This is a genomic window from Providencia sp. PROV040 (assembly GCF_032706145.1).
Classification (GTDB): domain Bacteria; phylum Pseudomonadota; class Gammaproteobacteria; order Enterobacterales; family Enterobacteriaceae; genus Providencia; species Providencia hangzhouensis.
This window is the reverse complement of sequence record NZ_CP120530.1, coordinates 2124419-2145208: the sequence shown is the minus strand read 5'-3', so window position 1 is coordinate 2145208 and position 20790 is coordinate 2124419. Positions and strand designations below refer to the sequence as shown.

Below are 20790 nucleotides of genomic sequence, written 5' to 3'. Positions count from 1 at the left end.
TACTATGAATAGAAATATTCCTTATAAGAATTCAAAAATACATTATTGATTCGATAGCGCCACTTACTCATATTTGGTGTTTATCTAGCTTAAACCTCACACTACGGCACTGTATTTATCAACACTGTATTATTTATTAAGAAAAAAATTTCACTTTATTTCCTATATAATTTTTTAGAGCAAAAAATATCCCTGAGAAATAATCATCTCAAATAAATTTGAATATTTAACTTAAAATGCAACCATTAAATTGCTATCTTTTTAATTGATTACTTATCACTCTAAATTGTCATAAATCTTTCATAATACGAATGCTATCGTAATTTTATGTCAATTAAAACGATCGCTGTCACAACACGCCACATCAGTTGCAATAAGCTACTTTTTAATAGTGATGCATGTCACATTTTATTTTAAGGTAAATTTAATATGTAACTCATTATTTTGAATAGAATTTTATCGGCAATTCATTTATTTGTTAACTCATCCACTTAAATAGGTATTTGTAATAGCTTTATACATATTGGCTATATGTATAAAATTTCACCCAATAGAAACTTTCATATGAATGCGTAGTATTTGTTGATGTATATTTACTCATGATCGTTCTATAGCCCCCTCATAAGAGAAAGTATTATTCTCTGTAGGCAAATTTAAATTAAGTAACACTTGAGCAAATGATAGGCACCAATAGTTATTAAGCACTAATTGAATCATTCTATTTTTCATTTATTTAAAATCATCTTAACTTTTTAAGATGATTGCTTTCATTATTAAAATTAACATAGCTATACCTAGCATCCTAACCACATAAAAACCCAGACATAATGCAAATATATGGTTATTTGTTTCAATTAAACCCAAAATATAATTACCAACAAATAAAACAATCAATATTTCTATTTTATTTTTTCAAAAATGAAACATAACACTAATGAGATTAATAAAAACCTTCTAATTATTTTTAATAGTGAAATAAGTATTAGTTCATTTTTATCAAATATAGTCGAAAAGAACATTTGGATTAACTGTAAAAAAACAAGAAAGTTACGGGTAACTTTTACCACAAGTCATAATTTTATTATTTTATTCATGCAAAGCAATTTGTCTTTTTTGCGTACTTATGCAAAAAAGCCAGTAATAAATTACTGGCCTTTCAGATGTACTAGAAATTATTAGCGATGTTCTTGCCAGCGCTCATGCAAATCAACGAGTTGACGATGGCTATTTTTCCAACGCTCAACTGCTTGCAACTCTGTTAAACTATATTGTCGGCCGCTATGATATAGCTTAGAAGCTTGGCTATCATATTGTTTCGGTAAGTTATCTAAGACGCTGACTGCACCTTCACGATTATTACAGACTAAAATCATGTCGCATCCCGCATTCAACGATGACTGGGCTCTCTCAGGATAACTTCCCATCACCGCAGCGCCTTCCATCGATAAATCATCAGAGAAAATGACACCATGAAAACCAAGTTGCTCTCGCAATACTGATTTTAGCCAAAATGGTGAACCGCTCGCAGGACGATCATCAGCTTGAGTATAAATAACATGAGCAGGCATCACTGCATCGAGTAGTTCTCGCTGAATAAAGTCTTTAAAGATCAACATATCTTTACCCCGGATCTTCTCCAAGGAGCGGTCATCCCGTGGTGTTTCTTTATGTGAGTCAGCTTTCACTGCACCATGGCCAGGAAAGTGTTTCCCAGTTGTTTTCATCCCCGCACTGCGCATACCTTTAATAAAACGTTCTGCCATGACCATCGCAATTTCTGGGTCTTCGTGGAATGAGCGTTCGCCTATCGCAATACTTTGATGGCCAAGATCCAAAACAGGTGCAAAACTAATATCAATATCCATGGCTATCATCTCTGATGCCATTAACCAACCCGCCTCTTCAGCGAGTTTAGCACCATCGATTTCACTATTGAGTGCTGCAAATGCCTGAGCAGAAGGCAATGCGGTGAAACCATCACGGAAACGTTGTACTCGACCACCTTCTTGGTCAACAGCTATCAACAACCGGTGTCTTGATGCATCACGAATTTGGCGGACAAGCTCTCGTAATTGGGCTGCGTCATGAAAGTTACGGGTAAACAGTATTAACCCCCCCACGGATGGGTGAGCTAATATTTCGCGCTCTTCGTTGTCCAATTCATAACCCTGAACATCTAGCATTATAGGGCCCATAACATGCCTCACTTATTAAACTAATTGTCTTAATCCGATACTGTTTTCTGATAGCCTTTGGCTATCAACCTATTAAACCAAAATATTGCCGTAATAATTGTGAGTGTACCAAAAAGTCAGTTGACTGGCTTTCATTCCACTGCACTTCATACCACATTAATGTCATATATTTTACCCAAGGTGCCCATGATTGACAGCTTTTCGCCAATTGCTGTTTGTCTCGATAAGCACCGTGAACATCACAATATTGCCTCAAGAAAAAATCTCGCTGAATGTCTGTCAGACCATTAAATTGGAAATAGGTTTCTAAAGAGAATGCGATATCTGTATTTGCCGCATACTCCCAATCCAATAGCATTAGCTGCCCTGTTGATGTGCATATAATATTCTTTGCATGAATATCCATATGGGCAGGCGCGAGTTTCAGCATTTTTGGGAAAGAGGCAGAGGTAAAATGGCGATGGAGTTTTTTCCAGCGAGGTGATAACCGTTTTTTATCAATTAAATAGCCGTAATGAGATATTTCATTGCGGAGTTGTAAATGATACCCCAGCAGTGGAGCACAATGTAATTGTGTGACTATATTTGCAAGCTCACACTGGTAACTGGGCAACAAAAAAGTATTATTATCAGGGTGTTGCCCTTCACACCACCCTAATAATAACCATTGTGAATTCCGACCAATCACTTGAGGTGTAAATGAATAAGCGCGTAATTGCTGCAATATCCGCGCTTCTTTCTTTCGGTCAACATACAAAGCAGTTTGTGCATTTCCATCTGCACGCGCTATCAGCTTCACTTCGCAAGCAGGTAGAAAACATTCCACCAAATAACTTCCCCCCGACAGCCCTGTTAGTGAGGATATTTTCCAATCACGTACAGAGATTGTAGGAAAATGTGTCACTAACAGTCGAAAAAGTGACTGCTGGTTACTCAATATTGTGCTTTCCAGTCCAAACAATTTCACCTGTTTGCACATCCATCAACTGCATTTCAAGACTTCTTTCTTTATTTGAACCTGACATCACGCTGTAAATCACATACTCCGCTTGAACATAGCGGCCTAACCCTATCGCTTTGCTACGGGTGACTAAACTGTCTTCTTGTGATAAACCGAGTGTTTTACGTGCGGAACTCACCACACTGGCGGGAACCACTTTAAAACGATTGGTGTTCTCAACCGCGGTTGTCATAACTGATGTTACAGTTTGCACCGGTATTGAACCATTCGTGTTATTTTTCACTGAATCAACTAACAGTACTTTTCCGTTTTCGACCCCATCCGCACTGGCCATTTGGTTAACTAAAGGTGTAATGGAAGCGGACCAATCTGTTGTTTGTTGCTTTGGTGGAGTTGGAACAACATCAACGGGTGGCGGAGTCACTTCTGGTTGTTTTTCCGGCTCTACTGGCACAATTGGGGGTTGTGTACCTGGTTGTTGAGGTGGATATGAAGGGCACCCAGCCAAAATTAATGTCGCGGCAGCAACCATTAAGATGCGTTTCATTATTATTCTCCGGCCTTTGACGATAAAAATACATGAACACGTACATTTGTTGCACGTGGAGAAGAAGTCACAGCACAAACTTTCACATCAGAATTTGCTGCGATTTGCTGATACAAGGTATTCGATGTTTCTACGTTTAATCCTTGCTTATCATACCAGTATAAACGATAAGCAATATTCACCACTTTAGGCTGTGAATTACTCATGTTAATAGTAGCGATAGTTTGATGATTTTCACTACCTATCACTGGGTTTTCGACAATGACCCCTTGTGCAAGTACTGCGGGCTCCATAATGATGCGCTGTTGCTCATTAAAAACCAGCCCTTGTGTTTTCTTAAATATGCAACCACTTAGCAACACAGTTACCAAAGCAAGTAATGCAATACGGTTCATTGCCGATCCCTTATTATTTTGCCAATAGCGGCCCTAATGGGCGACCACCCACTAGATGCATGTGGATATGAAACACTTCTTGCCCTGAATGTTCATTGCAGTTCATGATTAAACGGTAGCCATTTTCTGCAATACCTTCTTCTTTGGCTATTTTCGCTGCAACAGTAAACAAACGACCTAATGCAAGTTCGTCATCCACAGTAACATCATTGACAGTTGGAATTAATTTATTAGGAATAATAAGAATATGAGAAGGTGCTTGTGGCGAAATGTCACGAAATGCGGTGACAAGTTCATCTTGGTAAACCACGTCTGCAGGGATCTCGCGACGGATAATTTTACTGAAAATCGTTTCTTCTGCCATTTCAATTTCCTTAGTCATTTAATCGTTCTAGTGAACTAATTTATACGTTATTTGTGCCAACATTTAAATGAAACAAACGATTGAAGTTTTGTGTCGTGATTTCAGCGAGTTGCTCAACACTAACCCCCTTTAGCACCGCCATATACTCAATAACATCCCGGACGTACGCGGGTTGGTTTTCCCTGCCACGATGAGGAACAGGAGCCAAATATGGCGAGTCAGTTTCGACTAAAATTCGGTCTAAAGGAACAACACGGGCGGCTTCTCTAATTTGCTCTGCGTTACGAAATGTGACGATCCCTGAAAATGAGATATACATACCTAAATCGAGTAGTTCAACAGCCGTATCTTTATCTTCAGTAAAGCAGTGTAATACCCCGCCACAGTCCATCACATTTTCTTCGCGTAGAATAGATAAGGTGTCTTCTCGTGCCGCACGAGTATGCACAATGACGGGTTTATTGACTTCACGACCTATGCGAATGTGCTGACGAAAAGACTCTTGCTGCAACGCGGCATTCTCTTGCTGATAATAGTAATCCAGCCCTGTTTCTCCTAGCGCAACAACCTCATTTCCTGCGGCTAATTGTGCTAGTCGTGCGAAATCATATCCTTCGTCTAAATTGAGAGGATGAATACCACATGAAAAAGCAATATTGTCACGCATGCCAATCATTTTTTTCATGCTTTCAAAACCGTGCAACGTTGTTGCAACAGCTAACATGAAACGGACATCACGGGCCGAAGCCTTTGCGATAACATCGTCGACATTCGTATGTAATTTTTCATAATCTAAACAGTCGAGATGACAGTGTGAATCAACAACAAACATATTTAACTCTTTTTAAAATGTAGGGAGAGACAACGAAGCTTCCCATTGTAATAATTGATTTGTCAGAATCAGTTCCTGATTCAGTGCAGGAACTGTCAGTAATTGATGGCGGCAATATAACCACTTATCATACATATTTATTAACTGTGTTCGATTCATAGCACCAGCTAATTGCAGAACTTGAGATTGCTGATCTTGGTTGATGCAAAAAGCCCCAGCCCCTTGTTGAATTTTAATAGCATCCGCCAATAAGCTAAGTAGCCAATTTAAGGCATCAGGCGCTTCATCAATATTCAAACTAGGCAACAAACTCAACATATCCCCCGTTTGCAATGCATGACCTAAACTATGGCATAGTGCATTACGTTTTTTCCAGCGTTGTTCATCCAATAAGGCTAGCGCAGAAAGTGGCGCACCTTGGCATATTTTTAATGCCGTTATCGCATTTTCAACAGCAATACCCGGCTTTTGCTTTTGCAACCAGTAGAGTGCTATTTGTGGATCGGGAGCAGGTAAGAAATGACTTAGGCAACGGCTGCGAATGGTCGCAAGCAAATTCTCTTGTTTATCACTTCCAAGTAAAAAGTAAGTATCCTTTGCTGGCTCTTCCAATGTTTTCAATAACGCATTAGCTGCTGCATCTGTCAATGCTTCAACCTGTGGAATATACACCACTTTGTTGCCGCCTTGTTGAGCATGGCGACTCAAGGTTTCAATCAATTTTCTAACCGCATCAACACTAACAGTAGACTTCCCTTTTTCTACTTCAATAATATGATAGTCAGGATGATTACCAGCGAGCATCAAACGACAGCTGTGGCATTGCCCACAGCTTTTTAGCCCGTCTCTTTCTTGGCAAATAAGCCAACGACTAATTCCATAGCATAGTGCTTGTGCCCCATTTCCCGGTATTGAGTGAAGCAGTAACGCATGGTGGCCTCTACCGTTTTGGTACGCAGTAATAATTTGTCGGTAAGGTTCATTTAACCAAGGATACCAATTCATGGGATTAATACCTTATGTGGTTTATCAAGCACGCGCTAACCATTGTGTCAACGTTTGGCGAATATCTTGCTGTACTTGCTCAATGTTTTGGCTGGCATCAATAGTGAGTATCGTTTCATCACCCGCAGCCAGCTCAAGATAACGGCTGCGTGTTCTTTCGAAAAAGGCTAACGATTCTTTTTCAATTCTATCTAATTCACCCCGTGACCTTGCACGTTGTAAACCTAATTCAGGAGGTAAATCAAGGTATAAGGTTAATGAAGGTTTGAAATCGCCCAACACTAAGTCACGTAATGATTGCATCAAATGACGATCAATTTCACGTCCACCCCCCTGATACGCTTGGGAAGATAAATCATGACGGTCACCGACCACCCATTTGCCAGCCGCTAATGCAGGTTGGATCACTGTATCAACCAGTTGTACACGGGCTGCATATAACATCAGCAATTCAGCCTTATCCGTGACTTTATCACCTGCAATACCTTGCTTTATCAGCTCACGGAGTTTCTCTGCCAATGGCGTTCCACCAGGCTCTCGAGTAAAAACAATATCTGTGACCCCTGCTTGGTTCAACGTTTCCACAACCGTATTGATTGCAGTTGTTTTACCAGCTCCTTCGAGTCCTTCAATAACAATAAATTGGTTTTTCATTTTTATCAGTTTTGCTGTTCAAATTGGCGGTAAACTTTAACGGCACGATTGTGGTCGTTTAGATTACGACTAAAAGTATGCCCACCTTTACCATCTGCGACAAAGAATATGTAATCCGTTTTAGCCGGATGTGCGGCAGCCTTTAACGATGCAAGGCTCGGCATTGCGATCGGTGTTGGTGGCAAACCATCAATCTTATAAGTATTGTATGGTGTGTAATTATCTAAATCACTACGATAAATTTTACCACGATACTTTTCACCTAACCCATAGATGACGGTTGGGTCGGTTTGTAGACGCATATTTTTCTTTAAGCGGTTAACAAATACGGATGCAACCTGGGCTCTTTCACTATCAATACCGGTTTCTTTTTCAATAATCGAAGCCATAATAAGCATTTCATAGGCATTCTTATAGGGTAAATCCCTATCACGCCCTTTCCACTCTTCATCAAGGCTGTTTTGCATACGTTTATAAGCACGTTTTAAAATTTCAGCGTCTGTTGTCCCCGCTGTGTATAAATAGGTATCAGGATATAGCCACCCTTCTAAAGTCCCTTCTCCGTTAAACCCAATCAGGGCATGCAGTTCTGTCGGGGTTAAGTTGGTAGTTTTATGCTCTAAGTAAGGAGCATCACGTAAAATATTACCCCAATCACTTAAACGGTTACCTTCAATAAAACGGATCGAAAATTGTGCTTCTTTACCACTTACAATTAATTGTAGTAGTTGTTCCACATTCATACCCGGTTGCAGGCGGTAAGTTCCTGCTTTTAGTTGAGCCAGTTCAGGCCGTAATTTGAGTAACCATTGAAATTCATTCCCTTTTTCAAGAATGTTATCTTCTATAAGTAACCCTTCAAATGCGACACGCCCAGTTCCCGCAGGTACTGTGAAGATTTTTTCTTGAGTGATATTGATAGGCGTTTTGGCATAGTCCAGTACTTGACGATATTGCCAATAGACCGCGGCTGCGACAATAGCAGCCAAGATAACGGCAATTAGAATAATTTTTTTGGCTAATTTCATTTATTGACCATTTCAATGCGTGTATTGGTAACAATTAATTCATTTATAAAAACTAAATTTTGCAACGCAAAAATAGATACTCAAACAGCTCACGAGACGCAAATTGTAATGGTGGAAGTTGTTTATCCATTTGAATACTTTGTACCGGTAAAACTGGCATCAGCGCATTACAAATAACCACTTCATCACAATGAGTTAAGACGTTAGCAAAGCGTTCCACCTGTTGAAGATGGTACTGGCTATCTTGTAACAGTGATATTATCTTTTGTCTCATTAATCCATTCACACCACTATGAGATAAAACTGAGGTATACACTGTTTGACCAATTCGCCAGAAAACATTAGCACTACAGCATTCAACAATAATACCGTCGGTGTCTAGCACAATAGCTTCATCTGCATTAAGTTCATCAACCTCTTGCTTAATAAGGACTTGTTCTAAGCGGTTGAGGTGTTTCATCCCTGCTAGCAATGGGTTACGAGCCAATGGAATTTGGCTGAGAACGAGGTTAGCCCCTTTGCACTGTAATTGGACATAATTATTCGGGAAGGGAGAAACGCTGACTATCACCGTCGGCGAGGTAAAACCTTTAGAGCTATATCCTCTACCACCAGCACCGCGACTAATAATCACTTTGACCACAAATTCGTCTTGAGTCTGTTCTGCACAAACCTGCTTTAGATGCTCTGCCAACCTTTCCCAATCTGGCTGAGCAATTTTCAATCTTTGGCTATCGTGCTTTAACCGAACAATATGCTCATTTAACATTTTAGCTTGCTGATTAACGCCATGTATGGTCGTAAAGCAGCCGTCCCCAAAAGAGACTGCGCGATCAGTAACACTTATTTGCTGGCAAAGCTGCCCATTAACCCAATATGACATTGATAATACTTATAATAAAAGCTGATAAATCAGACAGTAATCAAGTGGGATTATCATAAACTAAAGCGAAGAACTGTGCAAAGAACTGGGCAAAATAAAGCCCCAGCCACAATACGTGACTAGGGCTAATAACTAACGGTAATAGATTAATTATTCGCCGTGATAACGACGGAAAATTAATGAACCGTTGGTGCCACCAAAACCAAACGAGTTACACAGAGCATACTCCATGTTATCCACTTTACGTGCTTCACCTGGAACAAAATCCAGTTTGCACGCTTCATCTGGGTTATCCAAATTAATGGTAGGTGGAACAATTTGATCGCACAATGCCAAAATAGTGAAGATTGACTCAATAGCACCTGCAGCACCAAGTAAGTGCCCAGTCATTGATTTAGTTGAGCTGACTAATACATCTGTGCCCTCACCAAATACATTAACGACTGCTTGTGCTTCTGCTAAATCGCCTGCAGGAGTTGAAGTACCGTGAGCATTGATATACCCCACGTCACTCGCTTTGATTCCTGCGTCATTTAGTGCATTTTCCATTGCAAGTGCTGCACCCGCACCATTTTCAGGTGGTGATGTCATATGGTAAGCATCACTGCTCATCCCAAAACCTGCAATTTCTGCATAAATTTTTGCACCGCGTGCTTTCGCATGTTCATATTCTTCAAGAATAATGATACCTGCGCCATCTCCCAGAACAAAACCATCACGGTCTTTATCCCATGGGCGACTTGCCGCTTGCGGGTCATCGTTGCGAGTCGATAATGCACGCGCTGCACCGAAACCAGCCACACCAAGTGGTGTAGTCGCTTTTTCAGCGCCGCCTGCAACCATTACATCGGCGTCACCGTAAGCAATCATACGAGCTGCATGACCAATATTATGCACACCTGATGTACAGGCAGTTGCAATTGAAATACTTGGACCACGGAAACCGTACATAATGCTTAAATGACCAGCCACCATATTAATGATGGTCGATGGTACGAAGAATGGACTTACCTTACGAGGCCCACCGTGCAGTAATGACTCACAGTTGTCCTGAATTAAGCCTAACCCACCAATACCAGAACCAATCGCTGCACCAATTCGAGTAGCATTGGCTTCTGTTACTTCCAATCCAGCATCTTTAAAGGCTTGAAAGCCAGCTGCGATGCCATATTGGATGAATGGATCCATTTTCTTTGCATCTTTACGAGAGATGCCAAATTCTTCGTAATTGAAATCTTTTACTAAGCCAGCAAATTTAGTTGCGTGGTTAGTAGTATCAAAATGATCGATTAGGCTGATACCACTCTGTCCGTCACAAACAGCTTTCCATGATGACTCAACTGTGTTGCCGACAGGAGATAACATGCCCAGTCCGGTTACGACTACACGACGCTTAGACACGTATTTCCTCCAAGGAGGGAAAAGTTACAAAAGGAACATAGGCGATCGAGTGATCGCCTAGATAAGTTTTCGTACAATTATTTAGATGCGTTCTCGACGTAGTCAATCGCAGCCTGTACTGTTGTGATCTTTTCAGCTTCTTCGTCAGGGATTTCGCAATCGAACTCTTCTTCCAGAGCCATAACTAGCTCAACTGTGTCAAGAGAATCAGCGCCCAAGTCATCAACAAATGAAGCTGTATTTACAACTTCTTCCTCTTTAACACCCAGTTGTTCAACGATGATTTTCTTAACGCGTTCTTCGATAGTGCTCATACTATTAAAATTCCTATCAAAACTCGCTTTCGCGATGGTTTTCGTAGTTTATGAAATACAGGAAAAGATACAACCCAATCCCGGCTGTTGGAACTATTATTTTGCATTATTTAGCGTTAGATAACATTAAAAATGCAAATAGTTCCATCATTTCTTTAGATCATGTACATGCCACCATTGACATGCAATGTTTCACCTGTGATGTAAGCAGCTTCATCAGAAGCTAAAAACGCTACAGCACTGGCAATTTCTTGTGCATCACCCAGTCTATCCGCAGGAACCTGAGATAAAATGCCTGCACGCTGTTCATCTGTCAATGCTTTAGTCATATCAGTTTCGATAAAACCAGGTGCAACGACGTTGACAGTAATACCACGAGAAGCGACTTCACGAGCCAATGATTTGCTAAAACCAATTAACCCTGCTTTCGCTGCTGCATAGTTAGTTTGCCCCGCATTTCCCATCACACCGACAACGGATGCAATTGAAATAATACGTCCACAACGTTTTTTCATCATGGCACGCAAAACGGATTTAGACAAACGGTAAACGGATGAAAGATTGGTGTCAATAATATCTTGCCATTCATCTTCTTTCATACGCATCAATAGGTTATCACGAGTGATACCTGCATTATTAATCAAAATATCAATTTCACCAAATTCTTCGCGGATTTTGGTCAAAGTTTCTTCGATTGATGCTGCATCAGTCACGTTTAATGCTAAACCTTTACCTTTGCCATCAAGATAAGCGGTAATGGCTTCTGCGCCTTTTTCGCTGGTTGCTGTCCCGATAACAGTAGCACCACGAGCAATTAATGTTAAAGCAATCGCTTTACCAATTCCACGACTCGCGCCTGTTACCAGTGCAATTTTTCCTTCAAAGCTCATGTCGTCCTCAGCTATTTTCTAAAGCAGTGCTTAATGATACAGGATCATTGACTGCGACGGCAGTTAAATTAGAGACAATTCGCTTGGTAAGACCAGTCAATACTTTCCCTGGACCTACTTCAATAAGATGTTCAACACCTTGATCTGCCATTAATTCTACTGTTTCCGTCCAGCGTACTGGATTATACAGTTGACGGACTAAAGCATCACGAATATTTTGTGCCGATTTCTCAATTTTAACATCAACATTGTTAATAACTGGATAGTCTGGCTCACAAAAATCAATTTTTTCTAACGCTTCGGCTAATTTATCAGCAGCTGGCTTCATTAATGCACAATGAGAAGGGACGCTAACAGATAATGGTAATGCGCGTTTTGCCCCCGCTTCTTTACATGCGATACCCGCACGTTCGACTGCCGCTTTTTCACCCGCAATGACGACTTGGCCTGGCGAATTAAAATTAACTGGTGAAACCACTTGGCCTTGAGCAGCTTCTTGGCAAGCTTTTTCAATTGATTCATTATCTAAACCAATAATGGCATACATCGCACCAGTTCCTTCAGGAACGGCTTCTTGCATGAGTTTTCCGCGCAATTCAACCAGTTTAATCGCTTGTTTGAAGTCGATAACACCCGCACAAACTAAAGCAGAATACTCACCAAGGCTGTGACCCGCCATCATCGTTGGCATTGCGCCATTTTTGTCTTTCCAAACACGGAAAATAGCCACAGAAGCTGCCAATAACGCAGGCTGTGTTTGCCATGTTTTGTTTAATTCTTCTTCTGGCCCATTTTGTACTAACGCCCAGAGATCGTAACCCAATGCTTCCGATGCTTCAGCGAATGTTTGCTCAACCAGCTGATTTTCTTCAGCTAGTGCCGCTAACATACCTAAAGACTGAGAACCCTGTCCGGGAAATACCATAGCAAATTGTGTCATGTCTATTTTCTCAGTTAATTAAAAACGAACCAATGCAGAGCCCCAAGTGAAACCACCACCAAAGGCTTCTAAAAGCACAAGTTGACCACGCTGAATACGGCCATCACGCACCGCTTCATCCAACGCTGTAGGAACTGATGCTGCTGAAGTATTACCGTGACGGTCTAATGTGACAACGACTTTATCCATCGTCATATCTAATTTTTTCGCCGTCGCAGAAATAATTCTTAAATTTGCTTGATGTGGGACTAGCCAATCAAGTTCTTCTTTGGCAATGCCGCTCTGTGCTAATGTTTCATCGACAATATGCGCTAATTCACGCACTGCAACTTTAAAGACTTCGTTACCTGTCATGGTCAAATAGGCAGGGTCTTCAGAGCAACGGCTACGATTAGGTAATGTGAGTAAATCACCATAACGGCCATCTGCATGTAAATGCGTCGAAATGATACCCGGCTCTTCAGATTCGCCAATAACCACAGCCCCTGCCGCATCGCCAAATAAAATAATTGTGCCACGATCTTCGGGATCTAATGTTTTAGATAATGCATCTGCACCAATAACTAATGCTTTTTTAGTCATGCCCGTTTTAACGAATTGATCAGCAATACTAATCGCATAAGTAAAACCTGCACATGCAGCTGCAACATCAAATGCCGCACAATCTTGGATACCAAGCATTTGTTGGATTTGGCAAGCTGCACTAGGGAAAGCGTGAGTTGCTGATGTGGTTGCGACGATAATCAAACCAATGTCTGTTGCATCGACTTGTGCCATGTCCAACGCATTTTTGGCCGCATGAAAACCCATCACTGAAACACTTTCTTCTTCGTTAGCAATTCTTCTTTCATGTATGCCAGTGCGTGTCACAATCCACTCATCAGAAGTATCAACCATTTTTTCCAGATCAGCATTGGTACGTACTTGTGCTGGTAAGTAGCTGCCTGTTCCTAAGATTTTACTGTACATAGCCATAGGTTATTGATCACTCCTGGGTAAAACAATATTTAGTCGCGCTGTTATTCTTTCTGGGACTTGTTTTTCAACAGCTTGTACTGCGCGGTCAATAGCCGCTTTAAAAGCGCCTTCATTCGCTGCACCGTGACTCTTGATGACAATACCTTTTAATCCTAACAGAGTCGCACCGTTATACTGGTCGGGGTTCATGTCCCCAAAACGTTTCATTAAACGTTTTTTTAACCATTTTTTCGCCAGTTGCATAAACCAACTGCTTTTTTTATGTTGATCGCCGGTCGATTTTATCAATGAAAGGATGACGCGTATTACACCTTCCATTGTCTTCAATGAGACATTACCTGCGAAGCCGTCACACACTAACACATCGGTTTTACCTGTCAGTAACTCGTTACCTTCTACATAACCAATGTAGTTAATTGATGTCGTTTCTTTTAATATTGAGGCGGCTTCGCGGATATTATCCAACCCTTTACTCTCTTCTTCGCCAATATTCAGTAACGCAACTCTCGGTTTAGAAATGTTAACCACTTCTTCAGCCATCACGGAACCCATTACGGCAAATTGGACTAGCATATCACTACTACAGTTAACATTAGCGCCTAAATCTAGCACTACTGTTTGACTTTTTTGCTGATTAGGTAGGATTGTCATTAGCGCTGGGCGCTCAATCCCCTCTATAGACTTTAGCATTAATTTCGCTAAGCCCATCAGCGCACCCGTATTTCCCGCACTCACGCACGCTTGTGCCTGCCCTGTCTTCACTAACTCTAAGGCCACTCGCATCGACGTTCCTTTGCTTTGTCTTATCGCGTTTGATGGTTTTGCATCGTTTGCGATAATGCCGTCAGCAGGAATAATTTCGACGCGCGAAATTAGCTCAGCACTTTGTTGTGCAAGCAAAGGTTGAATGGCTTCGGGTTGACCAACAAGCAGTAATTTGAGTGCTGGATTAGATGCCAGTGCCTGCAATGCAGCAGGCACCGTGACGCGGGGACCAACATCCCCGCCCATAGCATCTAACGCGATGGTTAGATTAGCCAAGGTAACAACAAATTACTTGTTGATAACCTTACGGCCACGGTAGTAACCATCTGCAGTCACATGGTGACGCAGGTGAGTTTCACCGGAAGTTTTATCTACAGAAACTAGGGTAGCAGTCAGTGCATCATGTGAACGACGCATACCGCGTTTTGAACGAGTTGGTTTATTCTGTTGTACGGCCATTGACCTTACTCCTTAAGTACTTTTCTTTAAACTGGCTAATACGGCAAATGGGTTTGGTTTTTCTGCCTCAGGAGGCAGTTCACCATACACCATGTCCGCTTCGGACACTTCACAGTGTTCAGAATCATGAACCGGAACCACTGGTAAGGATAGAATTATTTCATCTTCTATCATTCCCAGCAAATCTATTTCACCAAATTCATCAATTTGAATCGGTTCATAGAGCTCCGGTAATGCTTCGGCCTTTTCGTCATTGACGACAGGACTAAAACAATACGATACGTAGACATGATGTTTGAAATCAGTTCTGCAACGTTGGCATTGTAAGGTGACATCCACTTGGGATTTCCCCTCGATGACAGTCAAACGCTGATTATCAATTTTAAATGATAATTCGGTTTCTACATCACTATCTACACTGACTACTGATTCGGCAATTCGTGTAACTTGCTCAGATGTATAACTCCCAACATAGTCGAGGTTTTTCTGAGCTGCACGCTGCGCATCGATAGTCAGGGGTAATTTTACCTTTTGCATAAGGCGCGCATATTAACTTTGTAATGAGCTATAGTCAAAGAAAAAGGCGGGGTAAACTCGCCTTTTCACCAAAAAACCGTAGGTTTTACGTTTTATAGTTTAAAATGAGTTAACCCTTTTGGCTACGAGTTTCGAGAAAAATCATGAAATCGATTATTTTGGCGTCAACTTCAACATACCGACAAGCCCTACTAAAAAAACTGGGATTGCCTTTTTTAGCAGTGGCTCCCAATATTGATGAATCGCCCATATTGAATGAGTCCGCTCAGGCTTTAGTCATGCGTTTATCTCATGAAAAGGCCAACGCACTCTTTGCTAAATACCCTCAGCACCTGATTATTGGTTCTGACCAAGTTTGTGTAATTGGAAATAAAATTATGGGCAAACCGCATAATTTTGATAATGCCTTTCAACAGCTTAAATCTGCGTCAGGCAATAAGGTCACTTTTTATACTGGCCTATGTTTACTCGATACTGAAACAGGTAAGTTTAATGTCGAGTGTGAATTGTTTCACGTTCATTTTAGATCACTATCTGACGCCGAAATAACTAATTACTTACTTAAAGATGGGCCTTATCAATGTGCTGGAAGTTTTAAATCAGAGGGATTAGGGATTAGCTTATTTGAACGTTTGGAAGGGCGTGACCCCAATACGTTAGTGGGGCTTCCACTTATTCTATTACTTGAAATGTTACGACAACACCAAGTTAGCCCATTGTTTGATAATTAATCAGTTAACTGGCAGGAAATACCTGCCAGTTAATTAAATAACCTACTTTTCTGCTTTACGACTACGTAATATTTTTAGGCAGTGATTCAATTGGTTATCTAATGGAGCTTGCAAACGCATCTCTTCACCCGTTTTAGGGTGTGTAAATTTCAGTGCGCTCGCATGCAAAAATAAGCGGTTTAAACCTGTTCCGGCCAGTTGGCTATCAAATTGCTTATCACCATAACGGTCATCAAATGCAATAGGATGCCCTGCATAGAGAGTATGCACACGAATCTGATGCGTACGCCCTGTGACAGGGCTCGCTTTTATTAAAGTTGCATTATCAAAACGCTCTTCCACTTTAAAGCGTGTCTCTGATGGCTTCCCTTCGCTGCTAACTTTAACGACACGTTCACCACTTTGTAGAATGTTTTTCAGTAAAGGAGCTTGAACAACTTTCATGTGGGACTGCCAATTACCTCTTACGAGTGCTAAATAATCTTTTTGCATTTGTTTTAAACGCAATTGTTCATGTAGTGCGCGAAGTGCAGAACGTTTTTTCGCCACTAACAAAATCCCAGAAGTGTCTCTATCCAAGCGATGGACTAATTCAAGGAAACGCGCTTCGGGTCGCAAAGCCCTCAAGCCTTCGATAACGCCAAAGCTTAAACCACTTCCACCATGAACAGCAGTACCAGATGGTTTATTCAGCACTAAGAGAACGTCATCTTCAAATAAAATGCAATTCGCTAATGCAGCGACCTTATCCAGTTTAGCCGAAACCGGTGTAGTTTCCCGTTCAGCAACCCTAACGGGAGGAACGCGGACTTGGTCCCCTTCGACTAATTTATACTCAGGCTTTATCCGCCCCTTGTTAACACGCACTTCCCCTTTGCGGATAATGCGATAAATCATACTTTTTGGTACACCTTTAAGTTTAGTGAGCAAAAAGTTATCGATACGTTGCCCAGCTTCGTCATCGCTGATGTCAATAAATTGAACTTGATTTTGTGTATTCATTCGGGAATGCGTTAACTCTAATTGATTAAAATATGCTCTTATTCGCTTTCCCTATCATACCGACTCCACAAAATTTTTTATCTTTTTTTTTAATTTGGTTATTTTCTGCATGATTTATCCTATTTCTAAATAAAATTTCCATATAACTTCCGTATCGACTTGCTATAATGCCTATGGCAATGGAATAATATGAAGTTGCTAAGATGTTTAAAAAACGAAAGTTAACGTTTTATAGGATTTCTTATTTGATGGCGTAACAGTGCAGCAATGGCGTAAGACATTTAGCAACATCAAATAAATTAGCGAGCAACGAATTTTGGCTTATTGGGTTAGGAACTTCCGTTTTCTTTAATAACTTACGGCATCCTGATTAAGAACGCTGAATTTTTAATCTAAAAATCAGGTTCACCGAATACTGCGCGTCTCTATACGAACGACTGCCGCGAGGCAGACGGTTTTGTAAAAATCACGAGGCCATCGGTTTACAGTAGCTCTTTCTTTCGCTGCTCTTTATTTAAAAGAAAATAATGAGTAAGTAATAACATGAAAAGAATGCTAATAAACGCAACTCAACAGGAAGAGTTGCGTGTTGCCCTTGTTGACGGGCAACGCCTCTATGATTTGGATATTGAAAGTCCCGGTCATGAGCAAAAAAAGGCCAATATTTACAAAGGTAAAATCACTCGCATCGAACCTAGTCTTGAAGCTGCTTTTGTTGACTATGGCGCTGAAAGACACGGTTTCCTTCCTATCAAAGAAATCGCTCGTGAATACTTCCCAAGCAACTATCACTCCCAAGGCCGTCCTAACATTAAAGATGTGTTAAAAGAAGGCCAAGAAGTTATTGTTCAAGTGGATAAAGAAGAGCGTGGCAATAAAGGTGCCGCATTAACCACCTTCATTAGCTTGGCAGGAAGTTACCTCGTTTTAATGCCAAATAACCCACGTGCGGGGGGCATTTCACGTCGTATCGAAGGCGAAGACCGCACTGAGCTAAAAGAAGCGCTGTCTTCTTTACAAATTCCAGACGGCATGGGCTTAATCGTTCGCACCGCGGGTGTGGGTAAATCTGCAGAATCACTGCAACAAGATTTGCTCTACCGTTTACGTCACTGGGAAGCGATTCAAAAAGCCGCTGAAAACCGCCCTGCACCTTTCTTGATCCACCAAGAAAGTAACGTTATTGTTCGTGCATTCCGCGATTATCTACGCCCAGATATCGGTGAGATCCTAATAGATAACCCGAAAGTTGTCGAAATGGCACGCAACCATATCGAAGCTATCGGCCGTGGTGATTTTGCAAGCAAAATCAAACACTACAGTGGCGATGTTCCACTTTTTAGCCACTACCAAATTGAATCACAAATCGAATCTGCGTTCCAACGCGAAGTTCGTTTGCCATCAGGTGGTGCATTAGTTATTGATACCACTGAAGCTCTGACCGCTATCGATATCAACTCCTCACGTTCAACACGTGGTGGCGATATCGAAGAAACTGCGTTCAATACTAACTTAGAAGCGGCTGATGAAATTGCACGTCAATTACGTCTACGTGACCTAGGTGGTTTGATTGTTATCGATTTTATCGATATGACGCCAGTTAGGCATCAACGTGAAGTAGAAAACCGCTTACGTGAAGCTGTACGCCAAGACCGTGCTCGCATTCAAATTGCACGCATCTCTCGTTTTGGTTTATTAGAAATGTCACGTCAGCGCTTGAGCCCATCGTTAGGTGAATCCAGCCATCACGTGTGCCCTCGCTGTTCAGGAACGGGAACCATTCGTGATAACGAATCACTTTCCCTGTCTGTTCTTCGCCTTATCGAAGAAGAAGCACTGAAAGAAAATACTCACGAAGTGCATGCCATTGTTCCTGTACAAATTGCATCTTACCTATTGAATGAAAAGCGTAAAGCCGTTAGTGATATCGAACAACGCCAAAGCCATGTTCGCGTTGTGATTGTCCCTAATGACCAAATGCAAACGCCTCACTTCCATGTGATCCGCATTCGTAAAGGTGAAGAGGTAAATACTTTAAGCTATAACTTAGCTCAATATCACGAAACCGTCACTTTGACACAAAGTGACGAGACTACCGCTGAGCGTAAAATCCCTGAGCAACCTGCAATTTCAGCTTTTGCACTGCAAGAGCCTGTAGACATGTCTACAGTGAAGCCAAAAGAAACTGCAACAAAAGCACCAGTAAAATCAGTGGCAACTGAACCTGCATCCCCAGGTTTGTTCAGCAAAATTGCGGCTTTCTTCAAGAACCTATTTGGTGAAGAAGAAAAAGTGGTTGAGAAACCAGCGCCGAAAAACCGCAATAATAATGACCGCCGCCGTAACAATGATCGTCGCAATAATAATCGCCGTAATAATAATCGTCGTGATCGCGATGAAAATGAAACACGCGATAATCGTGACAACCGTGATAATCGCAATAACCGTAATACGTCATCGGATGATGCGAACACTCGTAATAAAGGCCGTAATAATAAAAATACGAGCCAGCAAGATGAGCAAGCAACTGAGTCTAACAATCGTGACAACCAGCAGCAACGTCGCGAACAACGTGCTGAGCGTCGTCGTCGCCAAGACGAAAAACGTCAACAGCAAGTGGCCAAAACTCAACAAGATGCTCAGCAAAGTCATGTCGAAGATGCGGTGGAAAAGGAAGAAGAACAACGTCCGGTTGCCCCACGTCGTCAACGTCGCCAATTAGCACAAAAAATCCGTGTTACTGATAGCGAACAAATCATTACTCCTGTTGAAACGGCACCTGAAGTAACCACTGAGCCAGTTGCAGCATTACCTGCACCAACGGTATCTGTGAACCAAACTGAAGGTGAAGTACAAACTGAAGAGCGTCAAGAAGCCGTGGCTCAAGTTGATGGTGAAGAAAAACAAGACACCATCATTCCACGTCGTTCTCGTCGTTCACCTCGTCACTTGCGTGTCAGTGGTCAACGTCGTCGTCGCTACCGTGATGAGCGCCATTTAACTAAATCACCAATGCCATTAATCGCTGCCGTTGCCTCACCAGAGCTTGCGTCTGGCAAAGTATTTATTCATTACCCGATTGCTCAGCCTCAACAAGAAAGCATGGCAATCATCACCAATGAAGAAATGCTTGAACAACAAAGTGTTAATGAAGCTTCTGTAGCTGAAACCTCAAATGTTACCGCGTCACAAAGCCACGTAATTGTCTCTCCAGTCGTGGCTGAAGAGGTTAAACACGAGGTACAAGACACCACTACAGAAATGGTTAATGTAGAAGAAACCCCATTAGTTAACGAAGCAACAGTTGTTGAACGCATTGTCGAACCAACTCCAGTTGTTGTCGAAGAGAAAACTGATGTTTCGCAAGGAATTGAAACCGTCGAAGCTGTAAAAGAGACTGTAGAAATAGTGGCTGAAGTTATTGAGCCACAGGTTGAAATAGCTCAAACAGAAGTGGTTGAAAGCGTTTCTATTGCGGGCGAACAAACAACGCCTGTTATTGTCAATGAAGTCGTTGAAGAAATACAACTTCCTCAAGTTTCTGTCACGGCATCAGCCGAGGTAGTCAGTGTCGAGGAAGTTATCGAACCTGTTGCCGTAGCTGAACCAGCAACGGTAGTAAGCAGCCCAGCGGTCAGCTTACATAAACGTCATGCTTATTCTCCAATGACAAAAGCGCCCGCACCTGCAAGTGCTGCTGCACCATTTGAGATCACTGAGTATCAGCGTGAAGCCTCAACCTTTGAAGGTAAAGGCGGCGCAGGTGGTCATGTTGCTTCAAACGTAGCAACCTCTGCAATGGCAAAACCATCTAGTCACTAAAACTAAATAGTTTTAAAACACAGAAGCCTTGATAGGAAACTATCAGGGCTTTTTTTATGGCTATAAAAACGTTTAACTTATTGTAAT

At 41.6% G+C, this 20790-nt stretch carries 21 protein-coding genes; 2 read left to right on the top strand and 19 right to left on the bottom strand.

What is annotated here, in order from left to right; genetic code table 11:
• Positions 1-1175: 1175 nt before the first annotated feature.
• The 18 genes from nagZ to yceD all read right to left on the bottom strand — a co-directional run bounded on the left by nagZ (position 1176) and on the right by yceD (position 15148).
• The gene (gene nagZ, locus P3L40_RS09800) at positions 1176-2195 is read right to left on the bottom strand and encodes a beta-N-acetylhexosaminidase (protein WP_196724958.1); all 1020 of its coding nucleotides are present in this window, start codon (positions 2193-2195) and stop codon (positions 1176-1178) included.
• A gap of 64 nt (positions 2196-2259) precedes the next feature.
• Positions 2260-3132: a phosphotransferase gene (locus tag P3L40_RS09795; protein WP_210853243.1), complete on the bottom strand. Its 873-nt coding sequence runs from the start codon at positions 3130-3132 to the stop codon at positions 2260-2262.
• Positions 3125-3703 (bottom strand): penicillin-binding protein activator LpoB, encoded by a 579-nt coding sequence (gene lpoB / locus P3L40_RS09790; protein WP_004253278.1) that lies wholly within the window; start codon positions 3701-3703, stop codon positions 3125-3127. Before lpoB ends, P3L40_RS09795 begins: the two co-directional genes overlap by 8 nt.
• Before the next feature lie 2 nt (positions 3704-3705).
• Positions 3706-4098 (bottom strand): YcfL family protein, encoded by a 393-nt coding sequence (locus P3L40_RS09785; protein ID WP_210853241.1) that lies wholly within the window; start codon positions 4096-4098, stop codon positions 3706-3708.
• Between the two features lie 13 nt (positions 4099-4111).
• The gene (gene hinT, locus P3L40_RS09780) at positions 4112-4462 is read right to left on the bottom strand and encodes a purine nucleoside phosphoramidase (RefSeq protein WP_036957623.1); all 351 of its coding nucleotides are present in this window, start codon (positions 4460-4462) and stop codon (positions 4112-4114) included.
• Positions 4463-4502: 40 nt separating this feature from the next.
• Complete coding sequence (locus P3L40_RS09775; RefSeq protein ID WP_004253269.1) at positions 4503-5294, bottom strand: metal-dependent hydrolase; 792 nt, start codon at positions 5292-5294, stop codon at positions 4503-4505.
• A gap of 12 nt (positions 5295-5306) precedes the next feature.
• Positions 5307-6299: a DNA polymerase III subunit delta' gene (gene holB / locus P3L40_RS09770; RefSeq protein ID WP_004253251.1), complete on the bottom strand. Its 993-nt coding sequence runs from the start codon at positions 6297-6299 to the stop codon at positions 5307-5309.
• A 24-nt stretch (positions 6300-6323) separates the two neighbouring features.
• A complete protein-coding gene (gene tmk / locus P3L40_RS09765; protein ID WP_164565242.1) occupies positions 6324-6953 on the bottom strand; it encodes a dTMP kinase in 630 nt (209 codons plus the stop codon).
• Positions 6954-6958: 5 nt separating this feature from the next.
• Positions 6959-7981: an endolytic transglycosylase MltG gene (mltG, locus tag P3L40_RS09760; RefSeq protein WP_210853239.1), complete on the bottom strand. Its 1023-nt coding sequence runs from the start codon at positions 7979-7981 to the stop codon at positions 6959-6961.
• Between the two features lie 52 nt (positions 7982-8033).
• Entirely contained in the window at positions 8034-8864 is an 831-nt protein-coding gene (gene pabC / locus P3L40_RS09755; RefSeq protein WP_210853237.1) for an aminodeoxychorismate lyase, read from the bottom strand.
• A gap of 150 nt (positions 8865-9014) precedes the next feature.
• Entirely contained in the window at positions 9015-10265 is a 1251-nt protein-coding gene (gene fabF, locus P3L40_RS09750) for a beta-ketoacyl-ACP synthase II (protein WP_071585850.1), read from the bottom strand.
• Positions 10266-10342: 77 nt separating this feature from the next.
• Complete coding sequence (gene acpP / locus P3L40_RS09745) at positions 10343-10579, bottom strand: acyl carrier protein (RefSeq protein WP_004253236.1); 237 nt, start codon at positions 10577-10579, stop codon at positions 10343-10345.
• A 155-nt stretch (positions 10580-10734) separates the two neighbouring features.
• Positions 10735-11469 (bottom strand): 3-oxoacyl-ACP reductase FabG, encoded by a 735-nt coding sequence (gene fabG / locus P3L40_RS09740; RefSeq protein ID WP_004253233.1) that lies wholly within the window; start codon positions 11467-11469, stop codon positions 10735-10737.
• 7 nt (positions 11470-11476) lie between these two features.
• Complete coding sequence (gene fabD / locus P3L40_RS09735) at positions 11477-12409, bottom strand: ACP S-malonyltransferase (RefSeq protein WP_096863860.1); 933 nt, start codon at positions 12407-12409, stop codon at positions 11477-11479.
• 18 nt (positions 12410-12427) lie between these two features.
• Entirely contained in the window at positions 12428-13378 is a 951-nt protein-coding gene (locus tag P3L40_RS09730) for a beta-ketoacyl-ACP synthase III (protein WP_094960620.1), read from the bottom strand.
• A 9-nt stretch (positions 13379-13387) separates the two neighbouring features.
• A complete protein-coding gene (gene plsX / locus P3L40_RS09725; protein WP_094960424.1) occupies positions 13388-14428 on the bottom strand; it encodes a phosphate acyltransferase PlsX in 1041 nt (346 codons plus the stop codon).
• Between the two features lie 12 nt (positions 14429-14440).
• A complete protein-coding gene (gene rpmF, locus P3L40_RS09720; RefSeq protein ID WP_004253223.1) occupies positions 14441-14611 on the bottom strand; it encodes a 50S ribosomal protein L32 in 171 nt (56 codons plus the stop codon).
• A 12-nt stretch (positions 14612-14623) separates the two neighbouring features.
• Positions 14624-15148 carry a 23S rRNA accumulation protein YceD gene (yceD, locus tag P3L40_RS09715; RefSeq protein ID WP_004253206.1) on the bottom strand — a complete coding sequence of 175 codons (525 nt, stop codon included), beginning with the start codon at positions 15146-15148 and terminating at the stop codon, positions 14624-14626.
• Between the two features lie 143 nt (positions 15149-15291).
• On the opposite strand from yceD, the gene P3L40_RS09710 reads away from it, so the two are divergent.
• Positions 15292-15879, top strand: coding sequence for a Maf family protein (locus P3L40_RS09710; protein WP_210853235.1), 588 nt, complete (start codon positions 15292-15294; stop codon positions 15877-15879).
• Positions 15880-15921: 42 nt separating this feature from the next.
• Here P3L40_RS09710 and rluC read toward each other — a convergent pair whose 3' ends face one another.
• Complete coding sequence (rluC, locus tag P3L40_RS09705) at positions 15922-16881, bottom strand: 23S rRNA pseudouridine(955/2504/2580) synthase RluC (RefSeq protein ID WP_094960422.1); 960 nt, start codon at positions 16879-16881, stop codon at positions 15922-15924.
• Between the two features lie 543 nt (positions 16882-17424).
• Here rluC and rne point away from each other — a divergent pair.
• On the top strand, positions 17425-20703 hold the full coding sequence (rne, locus tag P3L40_RS09700; RefSeq protein WP_210853233.1) for a ribonuclease E: 3279 nt from the start codon (positions 17425-17427) through the stop codon (positions 20701-20703).
• The last annotated feature ends 87 nt before the right edge of the window (positions 20704-20790 follow it).